Source organism: Dongia sp. (assembly GCF_041905885.1).
GTDB lineage: Bacteria > Pseudomonadota > Alphaproteobacteria > Dongiales > Dongiaceae > Dongia.
The window spans coordinates 16,891-32,306 of sequence record NZ_JAYRKD010000019.1 but is presented as its reverse complement, the minus strand read 5'-3'; the positions used below and the strand labels follow the sequence as shown (position 1 = coordinate 32,306).

Annotated in this window: 16 protein-coding genes; 10 read left to right on the top strand and 6 right to left on the bottom strand. The window is 66.8% G+C overall.

Features of this window, described 5'->3' with window-relative positions:
* The 7 genes from ccoO to ccoS are packed head-to-tail and all read left to right on the top strand — an operon-like array spanning position 1 to position 6,292.
* Positions 1-747, top strand: coding sequence for a cytochrome-c oxidase, cbb3-type subunit II (gene ccoO, locus ACH2CY_RS18380; protein WP_395020771.1), 747 nt, complete (start codon positions 1-3; stop codon positions 745-747).
* Positions 744-920 (top strand): cbb3-type cytochrome oxidase subunit 3, encoded by a 177-nt coding sequence (locus tag ACH2CY_RS18375; protein ID WP_395020770.1) that lies wholly within the window; start codon positions 744-746, stop codon positions 918-920. Before ccoO ends, ACH2CY_RS18375 begins: the two co-directional genes overlap by 4 nt.
* A 1-nt stretch (position 921) precedes the next feature.
* Positions 922-1,791 (top strand): cytochrome-c oxidase, cbb3-type subunit III, encoded by an 870-nt coding sequence (gene ccoP, locus ACH2CY_RS18370; RefSeq protein ID WP_395020769.1) that lies wholly within the window; start codon positions 922-924, stop codon positions 1,789-1,791.
* A 53-nt stretch (positions 1,792-1,844) separates the two neighbouring features.
* A complete protein-coding gene (gene ccoG / locus ACH2CY_RS18365; RefSeq protein WP_395020768.1) occupies positions 1,845-3,284 on the top strand; it encodes a cytochrome c oxidase accessory protein CcoG in 1,440 nt (479 codons plus the stop codon).
* On the top strand, positions 3,277-3,774 hold the full coding sequence (locus tag ACH2CY_RS18360; protein ID WP_395020767.1) for a FixH family protein: 498 nt from the start codon (positions 3,277-3,279) through the stop codon (positions 3,772-3,774). The genes ccoG and ACH2CY_RS18360 overlap by 8 nt, the downstream gene beginning before the upstream one ends.
* Complete coding sequence (locus ACH2CY_RS18355; protein ID WP_395020766.1) at positions 3,771-6,143, top strand: heavy metal translocating P-type ATPase metal-binding domain-containing protein; 2,373 nt, start codon at positions 3,771-3,773, stop codon at positions 6,141-6,143. The genes ACH2CY_RS18360 and ACH2CY_RS18355 overlap by 4 nt, the downstream gene beginning before the upstream one ends.
* Positions 6,140-6,292 (top strand): cbb3-type cytochrome oxidase assembly protein CcoS, encoded by a 153-nt coding sequence (gene ccoS, locus ACH2CY_RS18350; RefSeq protein WP_395020765.1) that lies wholly within the window; start codon positions 6,140-6,142, stop codon positions 6,290-6,292. Before ACH2CY_RS18355 ends, ccoS begins: the two co-directional genes overlap by 4 nt.
* Here ccoS and pcaF read toward each other — a convergent pair.
* From pcaF to ACH2CY_RS18330, 4 genes are all read right to left on the bottom strand, one after another.
* Positions 6,289-7,491, bottom strand: a complete 1,203-nt coding sequence (gene pcaF / locus ACH2CY_RS18345) for a 3-oxoadipyl-CoA thiolase (protein ID WP_395020764.1) — start codon at positions 7,489-7,491, stop codon at positions 6,289-6,291. The genes ccoS and pcaF overlap by 4 nt on opposite strands.
* Positions 7,488-8,273, bottom strand: a complete 786-nt coding sequence (locus ACH2CY_RS18340) for a CoA-transferase subunit beta (protein ID WP_395020763.1) — start codon at positions 8,271-8,273, stop codon at positions 7,488-7,490. The genes pcaF and ACH2CY_RS18340 overlap by 4 nt, the downstream gene beginning before the upstream one ends.
* Before the next feature lie 2 nt (positions 8,274-8,275).
* Positions 8,276-9,139, bottom strand: a complete 864-nt coding sequence (locus tag ACH2CY_RS18335; RefSeq protein WP_395020762.1) for a CoA transferase subunit A — start codon at positions 9,137-9,139, stop codon at positions 8,276-8,278.
* A 74-nt stretch (positions 9,140-9,213) separates the two neighbouring features.
* Positions 9,214-10,716 carry an MDR family MFS transporter gene (locus ACH2CY_RS18330; protein WP_395020761.1) on the bottom strand — a complete coding sequence of 501 codons (1,503 nt, stop codon included), beginning with the start codon at positions 10,714-10,716 and terminating at the stop codon, positions 9,214-9,216.
* A 326-nt stretch (positions 10,717-11,042) separates the two neighbouring features.
* On the opposite strand from ACH2CY_RS18330, the gene ACH2CY_RS18325 reads away from it, so the two are divergent.
* The 3 genes from ACH2CY_RS18325 (at position 11,043) to ACH2CY_RS18315 (ending at position 13,640) form a co-directional block, all read left to right on the top strand.
* Positions 11,043-12,548 carry an ATP-binding protein gene (locus ACH2CY_RS18325; RefSeq protein WP_395020760.1) on the top strand — a complete coding sequence of 502 codons (1,506 nt, stop codon included), beginning with the start codon at positions 11,043-11,045 and terminating at the stop codon, positions 12,546-12,548.
* A complete protein-coding gene (locus tag ACH2CY_RS18320) occupies positions 12,545-13,018 on the top strand; it encodes a PAS domain-containing protein (protein ID WP_395020759.1) in 474 nt (157 codons plus the stop codon). The genes ACH2CY_RS18325 and ACH2CY_RS18320 overlap by 4 nt, the downstream gene beginning before the upstream one ends.
* A gap of 91 nt (positions 13,019-13,109) precedes the next feature.
* On the top strand, positions 13,110-13,640 hold the full coding sequence (locus ACH2CY_RS18315) for a low affinity iron permease family protein (RefSeq protein ID WP_395020758.1): 531 nt from the start codon (positions 13,110-13,112) through the stop codon (positions 13,638-13,640).
* Between the two features lie 5 nt (positions 13,641-13,645).
* Here the strand turns inward: ACH2CY_RS18315 and ACH2CY_RS18310 are convergent, their stop codons facing one another.
* Positions 13,646-13,849: a hypothetical protein gene (locus tag ACH2CY_RS18310; protein WP_395020757.1), complete on the bottom strand. Its 204-nt coding sequence runs from the start codon at positions 13,847-13,849 to the stop codon at positions 13,646-13,648.
* A gap of 199 nt (positions 13,850-14,048) precedes the next feature.
* Positions 14,049-15,296: a hypothetical protein gene (locus tag ACH2CY_RS18305; RefSeq protein WP_395020756.1), complete on the bottom strand. Its 1,248-nt coding sequence runs from the start codon at positions 15,294-15,296 to the stop codon at positions 14,049-14,051.
* Positions 15,297-15,416 lie beyond the last annotated feature (120 nt).

Below are 15,416 nucleotides of genomic sequence, written 5' to 3'. Positions count from 1 at the left end.
ATGGCACTCATCAAGCAAGAGAAGTTCGAAACCAACTCGATCCTGCTGCTGCTCGGAATCATCGTCACGGTCGCGATCGGCGGTCTCGTGGAGATCGTGCCGCTGTTCACGATCGGCGAGACCATCGAGAAGGTGGAAGGGGTGCGGCCCTACTCCCCGCTCGAGCTGGTCGGCCGCAACGTCTACATCCGTGAGGGCTGCTACCTCTGCCACAGCCAGCAGATCCGGCCGTTCCGCGACGAGGTCGAGCGCTACGGCCATTACAGCCTGGCCGCCGAGAGCATGTACGACCATCCGTTCCAGTGGGGCTCCAAGCGCACCGGTCCGGACCTGGCCCGGGTCGGTGGCAAGTACTCCAACGATTGGCAGGTCGCACATCTCATCGACCCGCGCTCGGTCGTGCCGGAGTCGATCATGCCGCCCTACCCGCATCTTTCGCGGCGCCAGGTGGACCCGTCGAACATCGCCGAGCACCTGAAGACTCTGCGGATCGTCGGCGTCCCCTATACCGACGAGGAGATCGAGAACGCGGCTGCCGACCTGGCCGCCCAGGCAACGCCGGATGCCGACACCGCCGGCCTGCTCGCCCGCTATCCCAAGGCGGCGACCGGCGACTTCGACGGCGATCCCGCGAAGCTGACCGAAATGGACGCGCTGGTCGCGTATCTGCAGGTGCTGGGCCGGATGGTCGACTTCACGACCTATCGCCCGGAATACGCCACCAAGGCGGAAGGAGAAGCGCAATGACCTGGCTCGAGATCTCCGAGTTCGCCAAGCAGTTCTGGGCGGCATGGCTGATGCTGGTGTTCCTCGGCATCGCCTTCTACGCCTTCCGCCCGAAGAACCGGGAACACTTCGCGGAGTGCGCCAAGATCCCGTTCAAGAACGAACGGGACGAGCAGCAAGGCCCGGGAGCCTGAAATGACCGACATCAACAAAGACCAATTGACCGGCAAGCCGACCACGGGTCATTCCTGGGACGGCATCCAGGAGCTGAACAACCCGCTGCCGAAATGGTGGCTGACGGTGCTCTATGCCTGCATCGCCTTCTCGATCTTGTGGTGGGTGCTCTATCCGGCGATCCCCGGTTTCTCGGGCTATACCAAGGGCATCCTCGGCTATGACCAGCGCGCGGACTATGCCCAGCAGGCGGCCGCGGCGGCCGAGGCGCAGAAGGTCTGGATCGACAAGATCAGCGCCGCCTCGGCCGAGCAGATCAACGGCGATGCCGAGCTGCTGAACTTCGCCATGAGCGGCGGCAAGGCGGTGTTCAATGAGAACTGCGCCGCCTGCCACGCGCCGGGCGGCGCCGGCCGTCCGGCCTATCCGGTTCTGGCCGACGACGACTGGCTCTGGGGCGGCGATCTCGCCCAGATCGAGCAGACCATCCGCCACGGCATCCGCGCCACCACCGACGAAGCGACCCGCAGCAACATCATGCCGAACTTCGGAGCCGACGGCGTGCTGACGCCGGAGCAGATTGCCGACGTGACCGCCTTCGTCATGTCGCTCAGCGGAGAAAAGGCCGATGCGACGGCGGCGGAGCGCGGAAAGACGGTTTTTGCCGATAACTGCGCCGCCTGCCACGGCGAGCAGGGCAAGGGCAATCTCGAGCTCGGCGGGCCGAACCTCACCGACTCGATCTGGCTCTATGGCGGCGACGCCAAGACCATCACCGCACAGGTCACCAAGCCGCGGCATGGCGTCATGCCCGCATGGCAAGGCCGCTTGAGTGACGCGCAGATCAAGATGCTGGCTGTCTACGTCCACGCCCTCGGCGGCGGACAGTAATCGGAAGCGAACAACACCCCCTCTCCATGGAGAGGGGGTGAAGTGATGATAGAATGCAACACCGGACCATCAAGCCAGAGCAGACCGTGACCAACGCTTCGCTCTATGCCGAACATGTCAAGATCTACCCCCAGCGCATCTGGGGCCGCTTCCGTGTGATCAAATGGAGCGCGCTCGGCTTGCTGCTGGGGATCTATTACCTGGCGCCCTGGCTGCGCTGGGACCGCGGCCTCGGCCGCCCCGACCAGGCGCTGCTGGTCGATATGCCCAACCGCCGCGCCTATTTCTTTTGGATCGAGATCTGGCCCCAGGAAGTCTACTACCTCGCCGGATTGCTGATCCTGGGTGCCATCGGCCTGTTCCTCGCGACCTCCCTGCTGGGTCGCGTCTGGTGCGGCTTCACCTGCCCCCAGACGGTCTGGACCGATCTCTTCCTCCAGGTCGAGCGCTGGATCGAGGGGGATCGCAATGCCCGCATGAAGCTGGACCAGGAGCCGTTCTCCCTGCGCAAGGCCTGGCTGAAGAGCACCAAGCATCTCGCCTGGCTCGTCATCGCGGCGGCGACCGGCGGCGCCTGGGTGATGTATTTCAACGACGCGCCGACGCTGGTCCGCGACCTGTTCACCTTCAAAGCCACCCTGACCCAGGTCGGCTTCATCGGCCTCTTCACCGCCACGACCTATCTGCTGGCGGGCTGGGCGCGCGAGCAGGTCTGCATCTACATGTGCCCCTGGCCGCGCTTCCAGGGCGCCATGCTCGACGAGCACAGCCTGATCGTCACCTACGAGGCGTGGCGCGGGGAACCGCGCGGCAAGAAGAAGGCCAAGGAGACCGAGAAGCTCGGCGACTGCGTCGATTGCAACCTCTGCTTCAACGTCTGCCCGACCGGCGTCGATATCCGCAACGGCCCGCAGCTCGCCTGCATCGGCTGCGGCCTCTGCGTCGATGCCTGCAATTCGATCATGGGCAAGCTCGACCGCCCGCTCGAGCTTATCACCTATGATTCGCTCTCGAACAGCGCGGCGCGCGCGGTCGGCAAGCCGACCAAGTTCAAGTTCATCCGCACCCGCACGATCATATATGCCATCGGCCTGGTTCTGGTCACGGCCGGCATGCTGTTCTCGCTCTCGACCCGCGCCACCATGGACGTCACGGTGCAGGCCGACCGCTCGCCGCTCTTCGTCAAGCTCGGCGACGGCGAGATCCAGGACGGCTACACGTTGAAGATCTCCAACAAGAATCCGCAGCCGATGGAGTACCGGGTCGCGGTCGAGGGGATCGAGGGGCTTTCGATCAAGATCATCGGCGCCGACCCGCAGTCGGTGAAAGTCGCCGGAGACAGCGTCGGCACTTTCCGCCTGCTGGTGAAGGCGCCGCGCGAGAGCCTGAAGCGCAAGCAGACCGACATCACGATCCACGCGGCCAACATCACCACCGGCGAGGAGAGCCAGCATGGCGCCATCTTCAGCGGCCCGGAGCCCGACAATGACTGATCTCGCGCAGAACGCGCGGCCGCAGCGCCGGTCGCTCTGGATCCCGACCCTCATGGTCGCCCTGATGCTGGGCGTGGTCGTGGTCAACGGGGTGATGATCTTCTTCGCCCAGAGTACCTTCAGCGGCCTCGACACCACCAAGGCCTATCAGGAAGGCATCGAGTACAACGCGATCCTGAAGGAGGCCGCGGCCAGCGCGGCCTTGGGCTGGACCGCCAAGACCACCGTCACGCCGGCGCTTGGCGGACGGCATCTCGCCGTCACCATCACCGACAAGGCCGGCCAGCCGGTCGAGGGCCTGATGCTGGAGGCGCATCTGGTGCGCCCGGTCAGCACGGCTTTAGACCAGCGGCTGACGCTGCGGTCGGAGGGTGCCGGGATTTACGGCACCGACGTGATCCTGCCGGCCAACGGAAGCTGGGAGCTCCGGCTCTCGGCGCTCGACGGCACGACCGACTGGCAGGTGGTGCAGCGGATCTTCGTGAAGTGAACGCGCTGCCGCAATTCGTGGAGACGCTCGACGTCTGCGGCATTGCGGCTGACCGTCCTTGCAAGCATTGCGGCGCGCCGTTCAAGGGGAAAGGTGAGTTCTGCTGCCATGGTTGCGCCGGCGCCTATGCGCTGGTGCAGTCGCGCGGCCTCGCGCGCTACTACCAGCAGCGCGTGGCCGATCCCGCGCAGCCGCCGACACGGCCGGACGAGATCGAGACCGAGGTCGACCTCTCGGCCTGGAGCCGCGACGTGGCGCCCGGCGAGAAAGAGCTCGCCCTCATGGTTGAGGGCCTGCAATGCGGCGCCTGCGTCTGGCTGATCGAACAGAGCCTGCTGCAGCAGACTGGCGTCGTATCGGCGCGCGTCGCCCTCTCCACCCGGCGCCTGACCTTGCGCTGGAAGGACAGCGAGACCGATCCCGAAGGCCTGGTCCAGCTGGTGACCCGGCTCGGCTACAAGCTGGTGCCCTGCGACCCGGAGCGGCTCGCCTCCGAGGCCGATGCGGAGAGCAAGGCGCTGCTGACGGCCATGGCCGTGGCGGGGTTTGCCGCCGGCAACATCATGCTGATGTCGATTTCGGTCTGGTCCGGCGCCGATCCGGGCACCCGCGATCTCTTGCACTGGATCTCGGCGCTGATCGCCATCCCGGCGATCGCCTATGCCGGCCGCCCGTTCTTCCGCTCGGCGCTGGCCGCGCTCAAGGCCCTGCGCACCAACATGGATGTGCCGATCAGCCTCGCGATCACCCTGGCCCCGTCGATCTCCCTGTTCGAGACCTTCCGCGGCGGCGAGCATGCCTATTTCGATTCCGCGGTCACCCTGCTCTTCTTCCTGCTGATCGGCCGTTATCTGGACCGCCGCGCCCGCGGCCGCGCCCATGCCACCGCCGCCCGCCTGCTCGCTTTGAACGCCGTGGCGGCGACCGTGGTCGAGCCCGATGGCCGCCAGCACAGCCTGCCGCCCTCGCAGCTGCGCCCCGGCATGACGGTGCTGATCGCGCCCGGCGGCCGGGCGCCGGCCGACGGCACGATCACGACTGGCAGCAGCGATCTCGACGTTTCCGCCATCACCGGCGAAAGCGCCCCGCAACGCTGCAATCCCGGCGACCGCCTGTTCGCCGGCACGCTCAATCTCACCGGCCCCTTGAAGATGCTGGTCAATGCGGTGGGCGATTCCACTTTGCTCGCCGACATGGTGCGGCTGATGGAGGCGGCGGAATCCAGCAAGAGCCGCTTCACCCGCATCGCCGACCGGGTGGCGCGGCGCTATGCGCCGGTCGTCCACGTGGTGGCGCTGACCACCTTCCTCGGCTGGTGGCTCGGCGGCGGCCTGGCCTGGACCGAGGCGCTGATGATCGCGGTCGCGGTGCTGATCATCACTTGCCCCTGCGCTCTCGCCCTCGCCGTGCCTGTCGTGCAGGTGGTCGCCAGCCAGCGCCTGATGCGCTCCGGCATTCTCCTGAAGAGCGCCGACGCGCTCGAGCGCATGACCGGCATCGACACCGTGGTATTCGACAAGACCGGCACGCTCACGCTCGGCCGCCTGGATTTGCAGCCCGGCGCCGATCCCGAGCTGCTCATGATCGCCGCCGGCATCGCCGCCAACAGCCGGCATCCCCTGGCCCGCGCGCTTTCCCGCGCCGCGCCGGAGGCCACGGTGCTGACCGGCGTTCAGGAACATCCGGGTGCGGGCCTCGCCTGGGAAGGCTGGAAGCTCGGCAGCTGCGCCTTCACCGGACAGCCGGAAGACGCCGCCACCGACCAGGTGCTGTGGCTGGTGGGCCCTGACGGCAAGCAGCAGCGGTTCCAGTTCTCCGACCGCTTGCGGCCCGACGCCGAGGCGGTGATCGCGCGCCTGAAGGCGCTCGGCTTGCAGCTGGAGATGCTCTCCGGCGACCGCGCGGCGCCGGTCGAGGACCTGGCGCGCCAGCTCGGCATCGACGCCTTTGCGTCAAGGCTCTCGCCGCTCGACAAGGCGGCGCGGCTGGAAGTCCTGGCCAAGGAAGGCCGCAAGGTGCTGATGATCGGCGACGGCATCAACGACGCCGCGGCCCTGGCCGGCGCCCATGTCTCGATGGCCCCGGCGAGCGGCACCGAGATCACCCAGAGCGCCGCCGACGTCGTGTTCCAGGGCGACAAGCTGGAGGCGATTCCGCTGACCTTGCTGCTGGCCCGGCGCACCGATAATCTGGTGCGGCAGAATCTGGGGATCGCGCTGGTCTATAATCTCGCCGCGGTGCCGCTGGCGATCCTCGGCTTCGTGACCCCGCTGATCGCCGCCGTGGCCATGTCGAGCTCGTCGATCATCGTCATCCTGAACGCCCTGCGCTTGGGCCGCTTTGAATCAAAGGGGGCGAAGCTGCCATGAACATCCTGTTGTTCCTGATTCCGATCGCGCTTTGCATGGGCGGCCTCGGCCTCGCCGCCTTCCTCTGGGCGCTCCGGTCCGGCCAGTACGACGACATGGACGGCGCCGCCCAGCGCATCCTGTTCGACGATCCGCAGGATCGCGTCTAGACCCGCTCCATCGCCAGCGTCACGCCCTGCCCGACGCCGACGCAGAGCGTCGCCAGCGCCCGCTTGCCGCCGGTCTTCTCCAGCTGATGCGCCGCCGTCATGGCGATCCGCGCCCCGCTCATGCCGAGCGGATGACCGAGCGCGATGGCGCCGCCGTTCGGGTTCACCTGCGGAGCGTCGTCCGGCAGGCCGAGCTGGCGCAGGCAGGCCAGCGCCTGGGCGGCGAAAGCCTCGTTCAGCTCGATCGCGTCGAAATCGCCGATCTTCAGGTCGAGGCGCGCCAGCAGCTTCTGCGTCGCCGGCACCGGGCCGATCCCCATGATCCGCGGCGGAACACCCGCGGTCGCCATGCCGAGGATGCGGGCACGGGGCTTGAGGCCATGCGCCTTTACCGCCGCCTCCGAGGCCAGCAACATCGCCGCGGCACCGTCATTGACGCCGGATGCATTGCCGGCAGTCACCGTGCCGGGATTGCGGAACGGCGTCTTCAGCTTGGCCAAGGCTTCCAGCGTGGTGTCGGCGCGCGGGTGTTCGTCGGCCGTCACGGCGAGCGGCTTGCCGCGCGCGTCCTTGGCCTCGACGGCCACGATCTCCGCGGCGAAGAAAGCGGCGGCCCGACCGGCCCGCTGCTGGCTGCGCCAGGCGAAGGCGTCCTGGTCGGCGCGGGTCACCTGAAACTGCTCGGCGACGTTCTCGCCGGTCTCCGGCATGGAATCGACGCCATATTGCGCCTTCATCAGCGGGTTGATGAAGCGCCAGCCGATCGTGGTGTCGTGCAGCTCGGCACCGCGCTGGAAGGCGGTCTCGGCCTTCGCCATCACCAGCGGCGCGCGGCTCATGCTCTCGACCCCGCCGGCGATGGCGAAGTCGATCTCGCCGGCGCGGATCGCCCGCGCCGCCGAACCTACCGCGTCGAGGCCCGAGGCGCAGAGCCGGTTGATCGTGGTCCCCGGCACGCTGTCCGGCAGGCCGGCCAGCAGCAGCGCCATGCGCGCGACGTCGCGGTTGTCCTCGCCGGCCTGGTTGGCGCAACCGAGATAGACCTCGTCGAGACGGCTCCAGTCGACCGCCGGGTTGCGCGCCTGCAGCGCCTTCAGCGGCACCGCGGCGAGATCATCGGTGCGGACATAGGCGAGCGCGCCGCCGAAGCGGCCGATCGGGGTGCGAACGGCGTCGCAGAGGAATACCTGGCGAGTCATTCCGCGGCCTGCTTCGGCGCATGCGCCGCCTTGGTCCGCGCATGGAGCGCGCGGAGAACCTTCAGTTCGTCGTTCGTCGGCGCCGGCGTCTCGGTGAGGCTCGACGCGAACTTCACCGCCCAGCCGGTTGCATCCACGACGGCCTCCCGCGTCACCCCGGGATGTAGGCCCACCACGGTCAGCTCCTTGGAGACCGGATCCGGCTCCATGACGCAGAGATCGGTGATCACCTTGGTCGGCCCCTTGGTCGTGACGCCATGCGTCTTCTGCCGGTCGTCGCCGCCCTTGCCATGGCCGAGCGAGGTGACGAAATCGACCTTGTCGACGAAGCTCCGCTTCGACTGCGCCATCACGACGAAGATCTCGCCGCAGGAGGTGGCGATCTCCGGCGCACCGCCGCCGCCCGGCAGTCGCACGCTCGGCTTGTCGTAGGCGCCGATGACGGTCGAGTTGATGTTGGCGAACTTGTCGAGCTGCGCGGCACCCAGGAAGCCGCGGGTGATGCGCCCGCCCTGGAGCCAGTAGCGGAACATCTCCGGCACCGACACCGTCACCAGCGCCGTCTCGCAGAGCTCGCCGTCGCCGATCGAGAGCGGCAGCACGTCGGGCTTGGTGGCGATGGTGCCGGATTCGTAGATCAAGGTGATGTCGGGCGCATGGCTGAGCCGCGCGAGATTGCAGGCCGCACTCGGCAGGCCGATGCCGACGAAGCAGACATCCTCGTTGCGCAGCGCACGGGCGGCGGCCACGGTCATCATTTCATTGGGCGTGTAGTCGCTCATGATCAGGCCGCCTTCCTGGCATGGCGCTTGAAAACGTCCGGCCCTTGCCGCAGCACGTTCTCCTCCATCCATTTCAGGAACACGTCGCGCTCCTTGCTGATCTCGTCCCAGGCTTTGTAATAGGCATTGTCGCGGGTGTAGTAGCCATGCGCATAGGACGGATGGGCGCCGCCGGGCACTTCAACCACGGCGCTGAGCGTCCAGCTCGGCAGGATGCAGGCGTTCGGGCTCACCCCATTGGGACTTCCTGGGCCGAAATCCTCGACCACCTCCTCCACCGTGGCGATGGCGCGCTTGGCGCCGAGCACAGCTTCTTTCTGCACGCCGAGGATGCCTTCGATCAGGACGTTGCCCTTGCGGTCGGCCTTCTGGGCATGGATCACCGCGCAGTCGGCGCGGATCGAGGGGATCGCGGCCAGCTTCTCGCCGGTGAAGGGACAGGTGATCGACTTGATGCTGGGATTGACCGCCGCCAGCTCGGCGCCGCGATAGCCGCGGAAGATCGCGCAAGGCAGGCCCGCCGCCCCGGCTTCATAGGCATTGGCGAGGGCGGCATGGCTGTGCTCGTCCAGCTCCAGCGGCCGCGGCCAGCCGTTCATCACGGCATCGCGGAAGCGATAGATCGAGCCCACGCCGGGATTGCCGCCCCAGGAGAAGGTCATCTTCCGGACGCAGCCCATGCCGATCAGCTGGTCGTAGATCAGGTCCGGCGTCATGCGCACGAGATGCAGGTCGCGGCGCTGCTGCCGGACGGTCTCATGCACGGCGGCGAAGGGAATGAGGTGGGTGAAGCCTTCAAAGGCGACGGTGTCGCCGTCCTTGATATTGGCGGCGACGGCTTCGGCAAGCGATAAAAAGACGGCCATTTCCTGGTCTCGTGTGGTCCCTGACGGTGGCTGTGTATAGCACGCCGCCGGGCTTTGGGGAGACCCTGAGCGGCCTACTCCGCAGGCGTCTCGTGGCCGGCATTCTGGCGCAGCGGCATTTCCTTCATGAACAGGAAGCCGATCGCCGAAAGCGCCGCCACCGCGCCCGCCGCGGCGAAGAAGGCCGAGAAGGCATGGCCGAGATAGGGCTGCACCGCATCGAGGACCGGGCCGGGCTGCAGGATGTCGTTCAAGTCCGCGCCGCGGTCGATATCGATATGCGACGCCAGGACGCTGAAGATGATCGCGCCCAGAAATGCCACGCCCGCCGCACCGCCCAGCGAGCGGAAGAAGGTATGGTTGGCCGTGGCGATGCCGAGATTGCCGCCATGGGCGGCGTTCTGGGTCGCCACCATCATCGCCGGGAAAGCCGTCCCGAGCCCGATGCCGGTCACGGTGAGGACGATGACGATCTCGAGGTTGGTCCGTCCCGCCGCGCCATAGGCGAGGTAGATGAGCCCGATCGCCGCGGCGGCGACGCCGATGAGCGGCGGCAACTTGTAGCGGCCGGTGAAGCGCATGTACTGCCCGGTGATCAGCGCCCCGCCAACCACGCCCACCATCAGCGCGATCAGCACCAAGCCGGAGTCATAGGCGTTCATCCCGCGCACGAACTCGAGATAGAGCGGCACATAGACCGTGGCGCCGACATTGATCACCATGATGGTGAAGCCGAGCAGCGAGGTCATGCGGATGACCGGGTTGGCGAACAGGCTCAAGGGCAGCACCGGCTCGCGCGCGACGCTCTGCTGGCGCAGGAACAGCGCATAAAGCACGGCAGAGAACAGGATCAGGCCGAGGGTCGGCGCGGAGAACCAGGCGAAGCGATGCCCGCCCCAGGTCAAGGCCAGCAGCAGGCTGATCGTCGCGGTCGCCATCAGGGCCGAGCCGAGATAGTCGATGTGGTGCGAAACGCCCTTCACCGGCAGATGTGCCAGCGCCCGGCGCGCGATCCAGATCGCCAGCAGGCCGATCGGCAGGTTGATCCAGAAGATCGCGGTCCAGCTGATGTATTCGGCGAAGAAGCCGCCGAGCACCGGCCCCATGATGCCGGCGATCGCGAACATGCTGGCGAAATAGCCCTGGTAACGCCCCCGCTCCCTTGGCGAGACGACATCCGCAACGATGGTGTTGGCGAGCGAGAGCAGCGCGCCGCCGCCGGCACCCTGGAGCGCCCGGGCGCAGATCAGCAGGAACATGCTGGGGGCAAGCGCGCAGGCGACTGATCCCACCAGGAAGACCGCGACGCTGATGATCATCACGCTGCGCCGGCCGTAGAGGTCGCTGAGCTTGCCCAGGATCGGCGTCGTGGCCGTGGCGGAAAGCAGATAGGCCGTCACCACCCAGGAGACCGAGTCGAAACCGTGGAGGTCGCGGGCGATGGTCGGCAGTGCCGGCGCGACGATGGTCTGGTCCAGAGCCGCGAGGAACATGGTGAGCAGCACGCCGAGCAGGATCTGGCGGACCTCGCGGGGCGCCATGCCGGCCGGGCGCGGATAGAAATTGGTCGCGTTCAAGGAGTTACCTGGGATTCTGGGTAAGGCGCGACGGGCTTTTGGAACCGTCGGGTTCTTATTCTAACCAAGCCGGGCCGGGCCGTATGCGAAATCCCTGCATGGATGTTTTGCACCGCCGGGATGGCTTCCCGGCCCATTTCACGAGCCTAAGCCGCTGATCTGCGGCAGGAAAACCACACTAGGCGTTAAGTCCCACTTAAGGACTGTGCCATAGTCTGCAAGAGCGCGGCCGGTGCGGGTCGAAGGGGCATGCGGGCGCAAGGGGTGTTTAATTTGACCGTCGCTCGGCTTCAACGCGCTCGCCCCCGCCCTACCGGCGGGATGACATGAGTTCGGATGTTCTCGTCTTCTCCTTCGGCGCGATCAGCACTGGCTCGATCGCCCTCGTCTTCGGCTTCAAGTGGATCCTGGACGGCCGCCGGTTCTTCGATCTCGCCTGGACCGGCGCGATACTCGCCTATGCGCTCGGCATCGGCTGCATCACCATAAGGATCGGAACCGGCAGTGCCGCGGCCGGCTATGCGGCAACGGCGCTGTTCTGGATCTTCGTTGCCCTCATGATCATGGGCAACCTCGCCTTCACCGGCCATAGGCTGCCCTGGCGCGCGATCTCGGTCGCCGCGGCGATCGTTATCGCCGTCAGTTGCGCGATCCGTTTGCAGGACGCTTCCTGGGGCTTCGCCTTCTTCGGCGCGGTCACCGCCGTACTCTATCTCTGGACTGGCTGGGTGCTTCGGAGATTGCCGACGATCGGCGCCTTCGCCTTCGGCATTTTCACGTTGCGGAGCATCATGGCGCTGGTGCGCTGGATGTTCGTCGGGACGCCTTTCCTCATTCACTACTCGATCGCCTCGTTCACTCTCAACTTCCTCGTCGGCGCCGTCCTGCTGGCGGGATCGCTGTGCCATTCACGGGAATTGCTGATAGCCTCGAAGCGCAAGCTCCGCCGCAGCAACGAGGCGCTGGTCGCGCACGAGGCGGAGCTGGAAGAAACCAACCGGCTGCTCGAGGAACAAGCGGTCCGGCTGGAGCGGCTGGGCAGCGACTATGCCGCGGCGCTGGAGCGCGCCGAGCAGGCCAATCGCGCCAAGGACAGTTTCATCTCCAACATGAACCACGAGTTCCGCACCCCGCTCAATGCCGTGCTCGGCTTCACCGAGCTGGTCCAGGCCGAAGCTGCGACCCAAGGCTACGGCAAGGTCGCGGAATATTCCGGCTATGCCCATGATGCCGGGCGCATGATGCTCAGGAACGTCGACCGCATCCTCACCTTCGTCGCGCTGGATTCCGGGCAGCGCTCGATCGAGCACCAGAGCTTCCAGCCGCGCGAATCGGTCAGCCATGTGATCGACAGCTTGAAGGAGGCCGCCGCGCGCCGCGGCGTCACGCTGACCTCTGAATGCTGTCATGCGCCCGACGCCTGGTCCGGCGACGAAAAGGCGTTTCGCGCGATCGCCGACGAATTGCTGCGCAACGCCATCAAGGCGGCGCCGAACGGCACTTCGGTCGCGGTGAATCTGACCGGCGACGACCGCGAGCTGATGCTGCGCATCGTCGATTGCGGCCCCGGCCTTTCCGACAAGTTCCTGCGCACCGTCGGCGATCTCTTCAACATCAGCGAAAACGTGCTGTCGCGCGGCGGCGCCAAGCAAGGCGTCGGCCTCGGGCTTTCTATCGCCGCGCGCTATGCGCGGCTGCTGGGCGGCACGTTGTCCCTGGAGCGCAACAAGCCGACCGGAACCATCGCCCGGGTGCTCTTCTCAGCCGCACCGCAGGCGCCTGCGGCGTTGCGCACCGCGGCGAAACCGCTCGAGGTCAAGCAGACCGCATGAGATTCGATCCGAAGCGCTACGCCTCGCCGGACGAGGTCCAGTCGGCGCGGATCCGGCGCATCTTCGATTACTGGCGCAGCAAGGCGACCGGGGGACAGATCCCCCGGCGCGCCGCCATCGACCCGATCGACCTGGCCGATGTTCTCTCCTGCATCATTATCGTCGAGGTGGTCGGGGATCGCTTCCGCTATCGCCTGGTCGGCACCGAGGTCGCGGCCAACGCCGGCGGCGATTTCACCGGTACCTTCCTCGACGCACAGAACTTCGCCAACCGCGACTTCTATCTCGCCTGCTATCGCGACGTCCGGGCGCGCGCCGAGCCGATCTTCGGGCTCGACCATTGGGCCTATGCCGACGGCCGCAGCGGGGTCGCCGAGTTCGCGATGCTGCCACTCGCCTTCGAGGGCAACAAGGTGGCGCAGATCCTGACCGTGGAAGACACCAAGGAAGGCGACGCCCTGGACTTGTAGGAACACGAAACTCCGGCCCGACCTGGGGGTTATATCGCTGCGGAACACCGACCCCGCTTCAGCCCCACCTCATGAACCTGACAGGCGCGCCGTGAGCATTCGAAAGCAAGCCCCCGCCAAGAACCATCGCCAGTCCCTGTTCACCTGGTTCGCCAATCATACCGCGCGGGCGGCGGGACATCCGGCCACCTTCGTGGCGGCGGTCCTGATCATCCTCGGCTGGGCGGTCAGCGGGCCGATCTTCGGCTTCAGCGATACCTGGCAGCTGATCATCAACACCAGCACGACCATCGTCACCTTCCTGATGGTGTTCCTGATTCAGAACACGCAGAATCGCGATTCAACGGCGATGCATCTGAAGCTGGATGAGATCATCTTCGCGCTCGACGGCGCGCACAACACGCTGATGAACCTGGAGGACCTCGAGGACAAGGACCTGCAAAAGATACAACAGCGCTTCAAGGCGCTGGCCGAGAAGGCCCAGGACGCGCTCGAGGATGAGGATATGGAAGCCGCCGCCGAGCACATCGACAAGCTGGCGGCGGTCAAGTCGGAGCCGGCCAAGCAAGGCGGCTCGGCCCGCACCAAGAAGCGGGCCGAGCGCAACCGGAAACGCGGCTAGAGCGATTACTCGCCGACTTCGGGGACGGTGTTCGCCTTGGCGTAATAGGAGTGGTGATAGTGGAAGGTGCTGCCATCCTGGTAGGGCTGGTAGTAGCCGCGGCCGAAGGCGTTGTAGTAGTCGCCGCTGGAATAGAGGCCCTTGCTGTTCTCGCAGGCGGCAAGGCCAGCCAGAAGCGACAGACCGACAACGATCTTCAAAGTCTTCATTGGTAATCCCCTGTGTTTCACAAAATGCCCTGATCGAATCCGGCTGGTCGCCACAGCTTGACGCCATGAGGGGCCCAACCCGGCGCGATGCCGACCGTTCCTCTATACATCATCACTTGGGGGCTGTGAACTTCGGCGGTGTGGAATCCCAGGGATAAATCGCAGGGTCAGGCGATAATCTTTTGTTTTTCCCTGATTTTCATGGAACCGACCGGGCCCCGAACTGTCTCCCTGTGAAGGGATTCCAGGCCCTGGCGGCCAGTGCTGCCCAGGCGGTCGCGCCGAGATGCGGCAACCGGAAATAATAGAAATCGTCGGTGGTGCTCCCGGGGGACAGGGCGAGCCCGGTTGTGATCCGCGCCGCATCGGTCGCCCAGAGCAGGCCACCCTGGCTGAAACGCCGCGCCACGGCCTTCAGCAGGCGATCGGCCTCCGCCTCCCGGCCCAGCAACCGGTAGACCAGGGCCGCCTGGGCAGTGCCTTCCCACCAGACCCCGTCACGGTCGTCGTTGAAGTCGAAGCCGGGCCGGGCGGCATGGCTCTGTTCCACATAGGCGAGCGCGCGCTGCCATTCCGGCGGCGTCTCCGCGAGCAGCAGCGGCCAGAGCTCGGCATCCAGTCCGCTGTTCGCGCGATTGATGCTCACCCCGTCCGGCAGGGTGCCGACCCAGAACCGGCCGCGCGCGGGGTCCCAGAGCGCGGCGACGAAATCCCGCGCCTGCCGCGCCGGCGCCTGCCAGCCGGCTGCCGGCTGCAGGCGCGCCAGCCAATCGAAAACCGCCGCGAGATCGACATTATGCTCGGTCGATTTCCAGCCGAGCGGCTGGGCCTGGTCGTCATAGCCGTAGAGACCGCCGGTGAAGCCCCCCGGTGCGCGCGCATCGGCGCTGGCTTTGGCTGCCCAGCGGGCGATGCGCACCGCGCCGTCGGTGTATTCGGAATCCCGGGTCGCCTCCGCCAGGGTCAGCAGGGCCAGCGCCGCCCAGGCGAGGTTCCCGGTGGCGGACCCGACCTGGTAGGGATCCTCGTCCCAGTGCTGCGCGTCCGCGTTCCACCAGCCCATCGGCGGCACCGGCGTCTCGTGCACGGCGCCCGGCCGGTAGGCATTGCGCAGGCGCCCCGCTTCGCCGCCGCGATCCGCTTCGGACGCCGCCAGCAGGGCGTCGCCGATTCGCCGCGCGGCATCGAGCTGGCCGCAGGCCCTGAGCGCAATGACCGCCAGGGCGTTGTCATAGGTGAAGGCGGCGTTGAGCGCCGGCACCGGATTCGGGCCGTCGCCGGAGCCGGCGTCATAGCTGCGCAGGAACAGGGGATCGTCGCCGGCCACGGCCGCGACCCGCGCCGTCAGCGCGGAACAGGCGCGGCCCGCGACATCCTCGGCGGGATCGGCTTTCGCCCCGCACGGCATCAGGCTTGCGAGCAGGCACAGCAACGGGAGCCATCGCATCCACCCTGCTTAGCGCGGCGGGACCGCGGCCGCCAGCCCGACTTACCGGTCTCGCCCCGCCGACACATCCCCGTCATGCCCCGCGTGCTAACGAAGCCTGGAAAAGAAATGGAAGAGTTG

Excerpts from the sequence above, each read along its gene's own strand:
- ccoO (WP_395020771.1), top strand. The coding sequence starts at position 1 with ATGGCACTCATCAAGCAAGAGAAGTTCGAAACCAACTCGATCCTGCTG.
- ACH2CY_RS18375 (WP_395020770.1), top strand. The coding sequence starts at position 744 with ATGACCTGGCTCGAGATCTCCGAGTTCGCCAAGCAGTTCTGGGCGGCA.
- ccoP (WP_395020769.1), top strand. The coding sequence starts at position 922 with ATGACCGACATCAACAAAGACCAATTGACCGGCAAGCCGACCACGGGT.
- ccoG (WP_395020768.1), top strand. The coding sequence starts at position 1,845 with ATGCAACACCGGACCATCAAGCCAGAGCAGACCGTGACCAACGCTTCG.
- ACH2CY_RS18360 (WP_395020767.1), top strand. The coding sequence starts at position 3,277 with ATGACTGATCTCGCGCAGAACGCGCGGCCGCAGCGCCGGTCGCTCTGG.
- ccoS (WP_395020765.1), top strand. The coding sequence starts at position 6,140 with ATGAACATCCTGTTGTTCCTGATTCCGATCGCGCTTTGCATGGGCGGC.
- pcaF (WP_395020764.1), bottom strand. The coding sequence starts at position 7,491 with ATGACTCGCCAGGTATTCCTCTGCGACGCCGTTCGCACCCCGATCGGC.
- ACH2CY_RS18340 (WP_395020763.1), bottom strand. The coding sequence starts at position 8,273 with ATGAGCGACTACACGCCCAATGAAATGATGACCGTGGCCGCCGCCCGT.
- ACH2CY_RS18335 (WP_395020762.1), bottom strand. The coding sequence starts at position 9,139 with ATGGCCGTCTTTTTATCGCTTGCCGAAGCCGTCGCCGCCAATATCAAG.
- ACH2CY_RS18325 (WP_395020760.1), top strand. The coding sequence starts at position 11,043 with ATGAGTTCGGATGTTCTCGTCTTCTCCTTCGGCGCGATCAGCACTGGC.
- ACH2CY_RS18320 (WP_395020759.1), top strand. The coding sequence starts at position 12,545 with ATGAGATTCGATCCGAAGCGCTACGCCTCGCCGGACGAGGTCCAGTCG.
- ACH2CY_RS18310 (WP_395020757.1), bottom strand. The coding sequence starts at position 13,849 with ATGAAGACTTTGAAGATCGTTGTCGGTCTGTCGCTTCTGGCTGGCCTT.
- ACH2CY_RS18305 (WP_395020756.1), bottom strand. The coding sequence starts at position 15,296 with ATGCGATGGCTCCCGTTGCTGTGCCTGCTCGCAAGCCTGATGCCGTGC.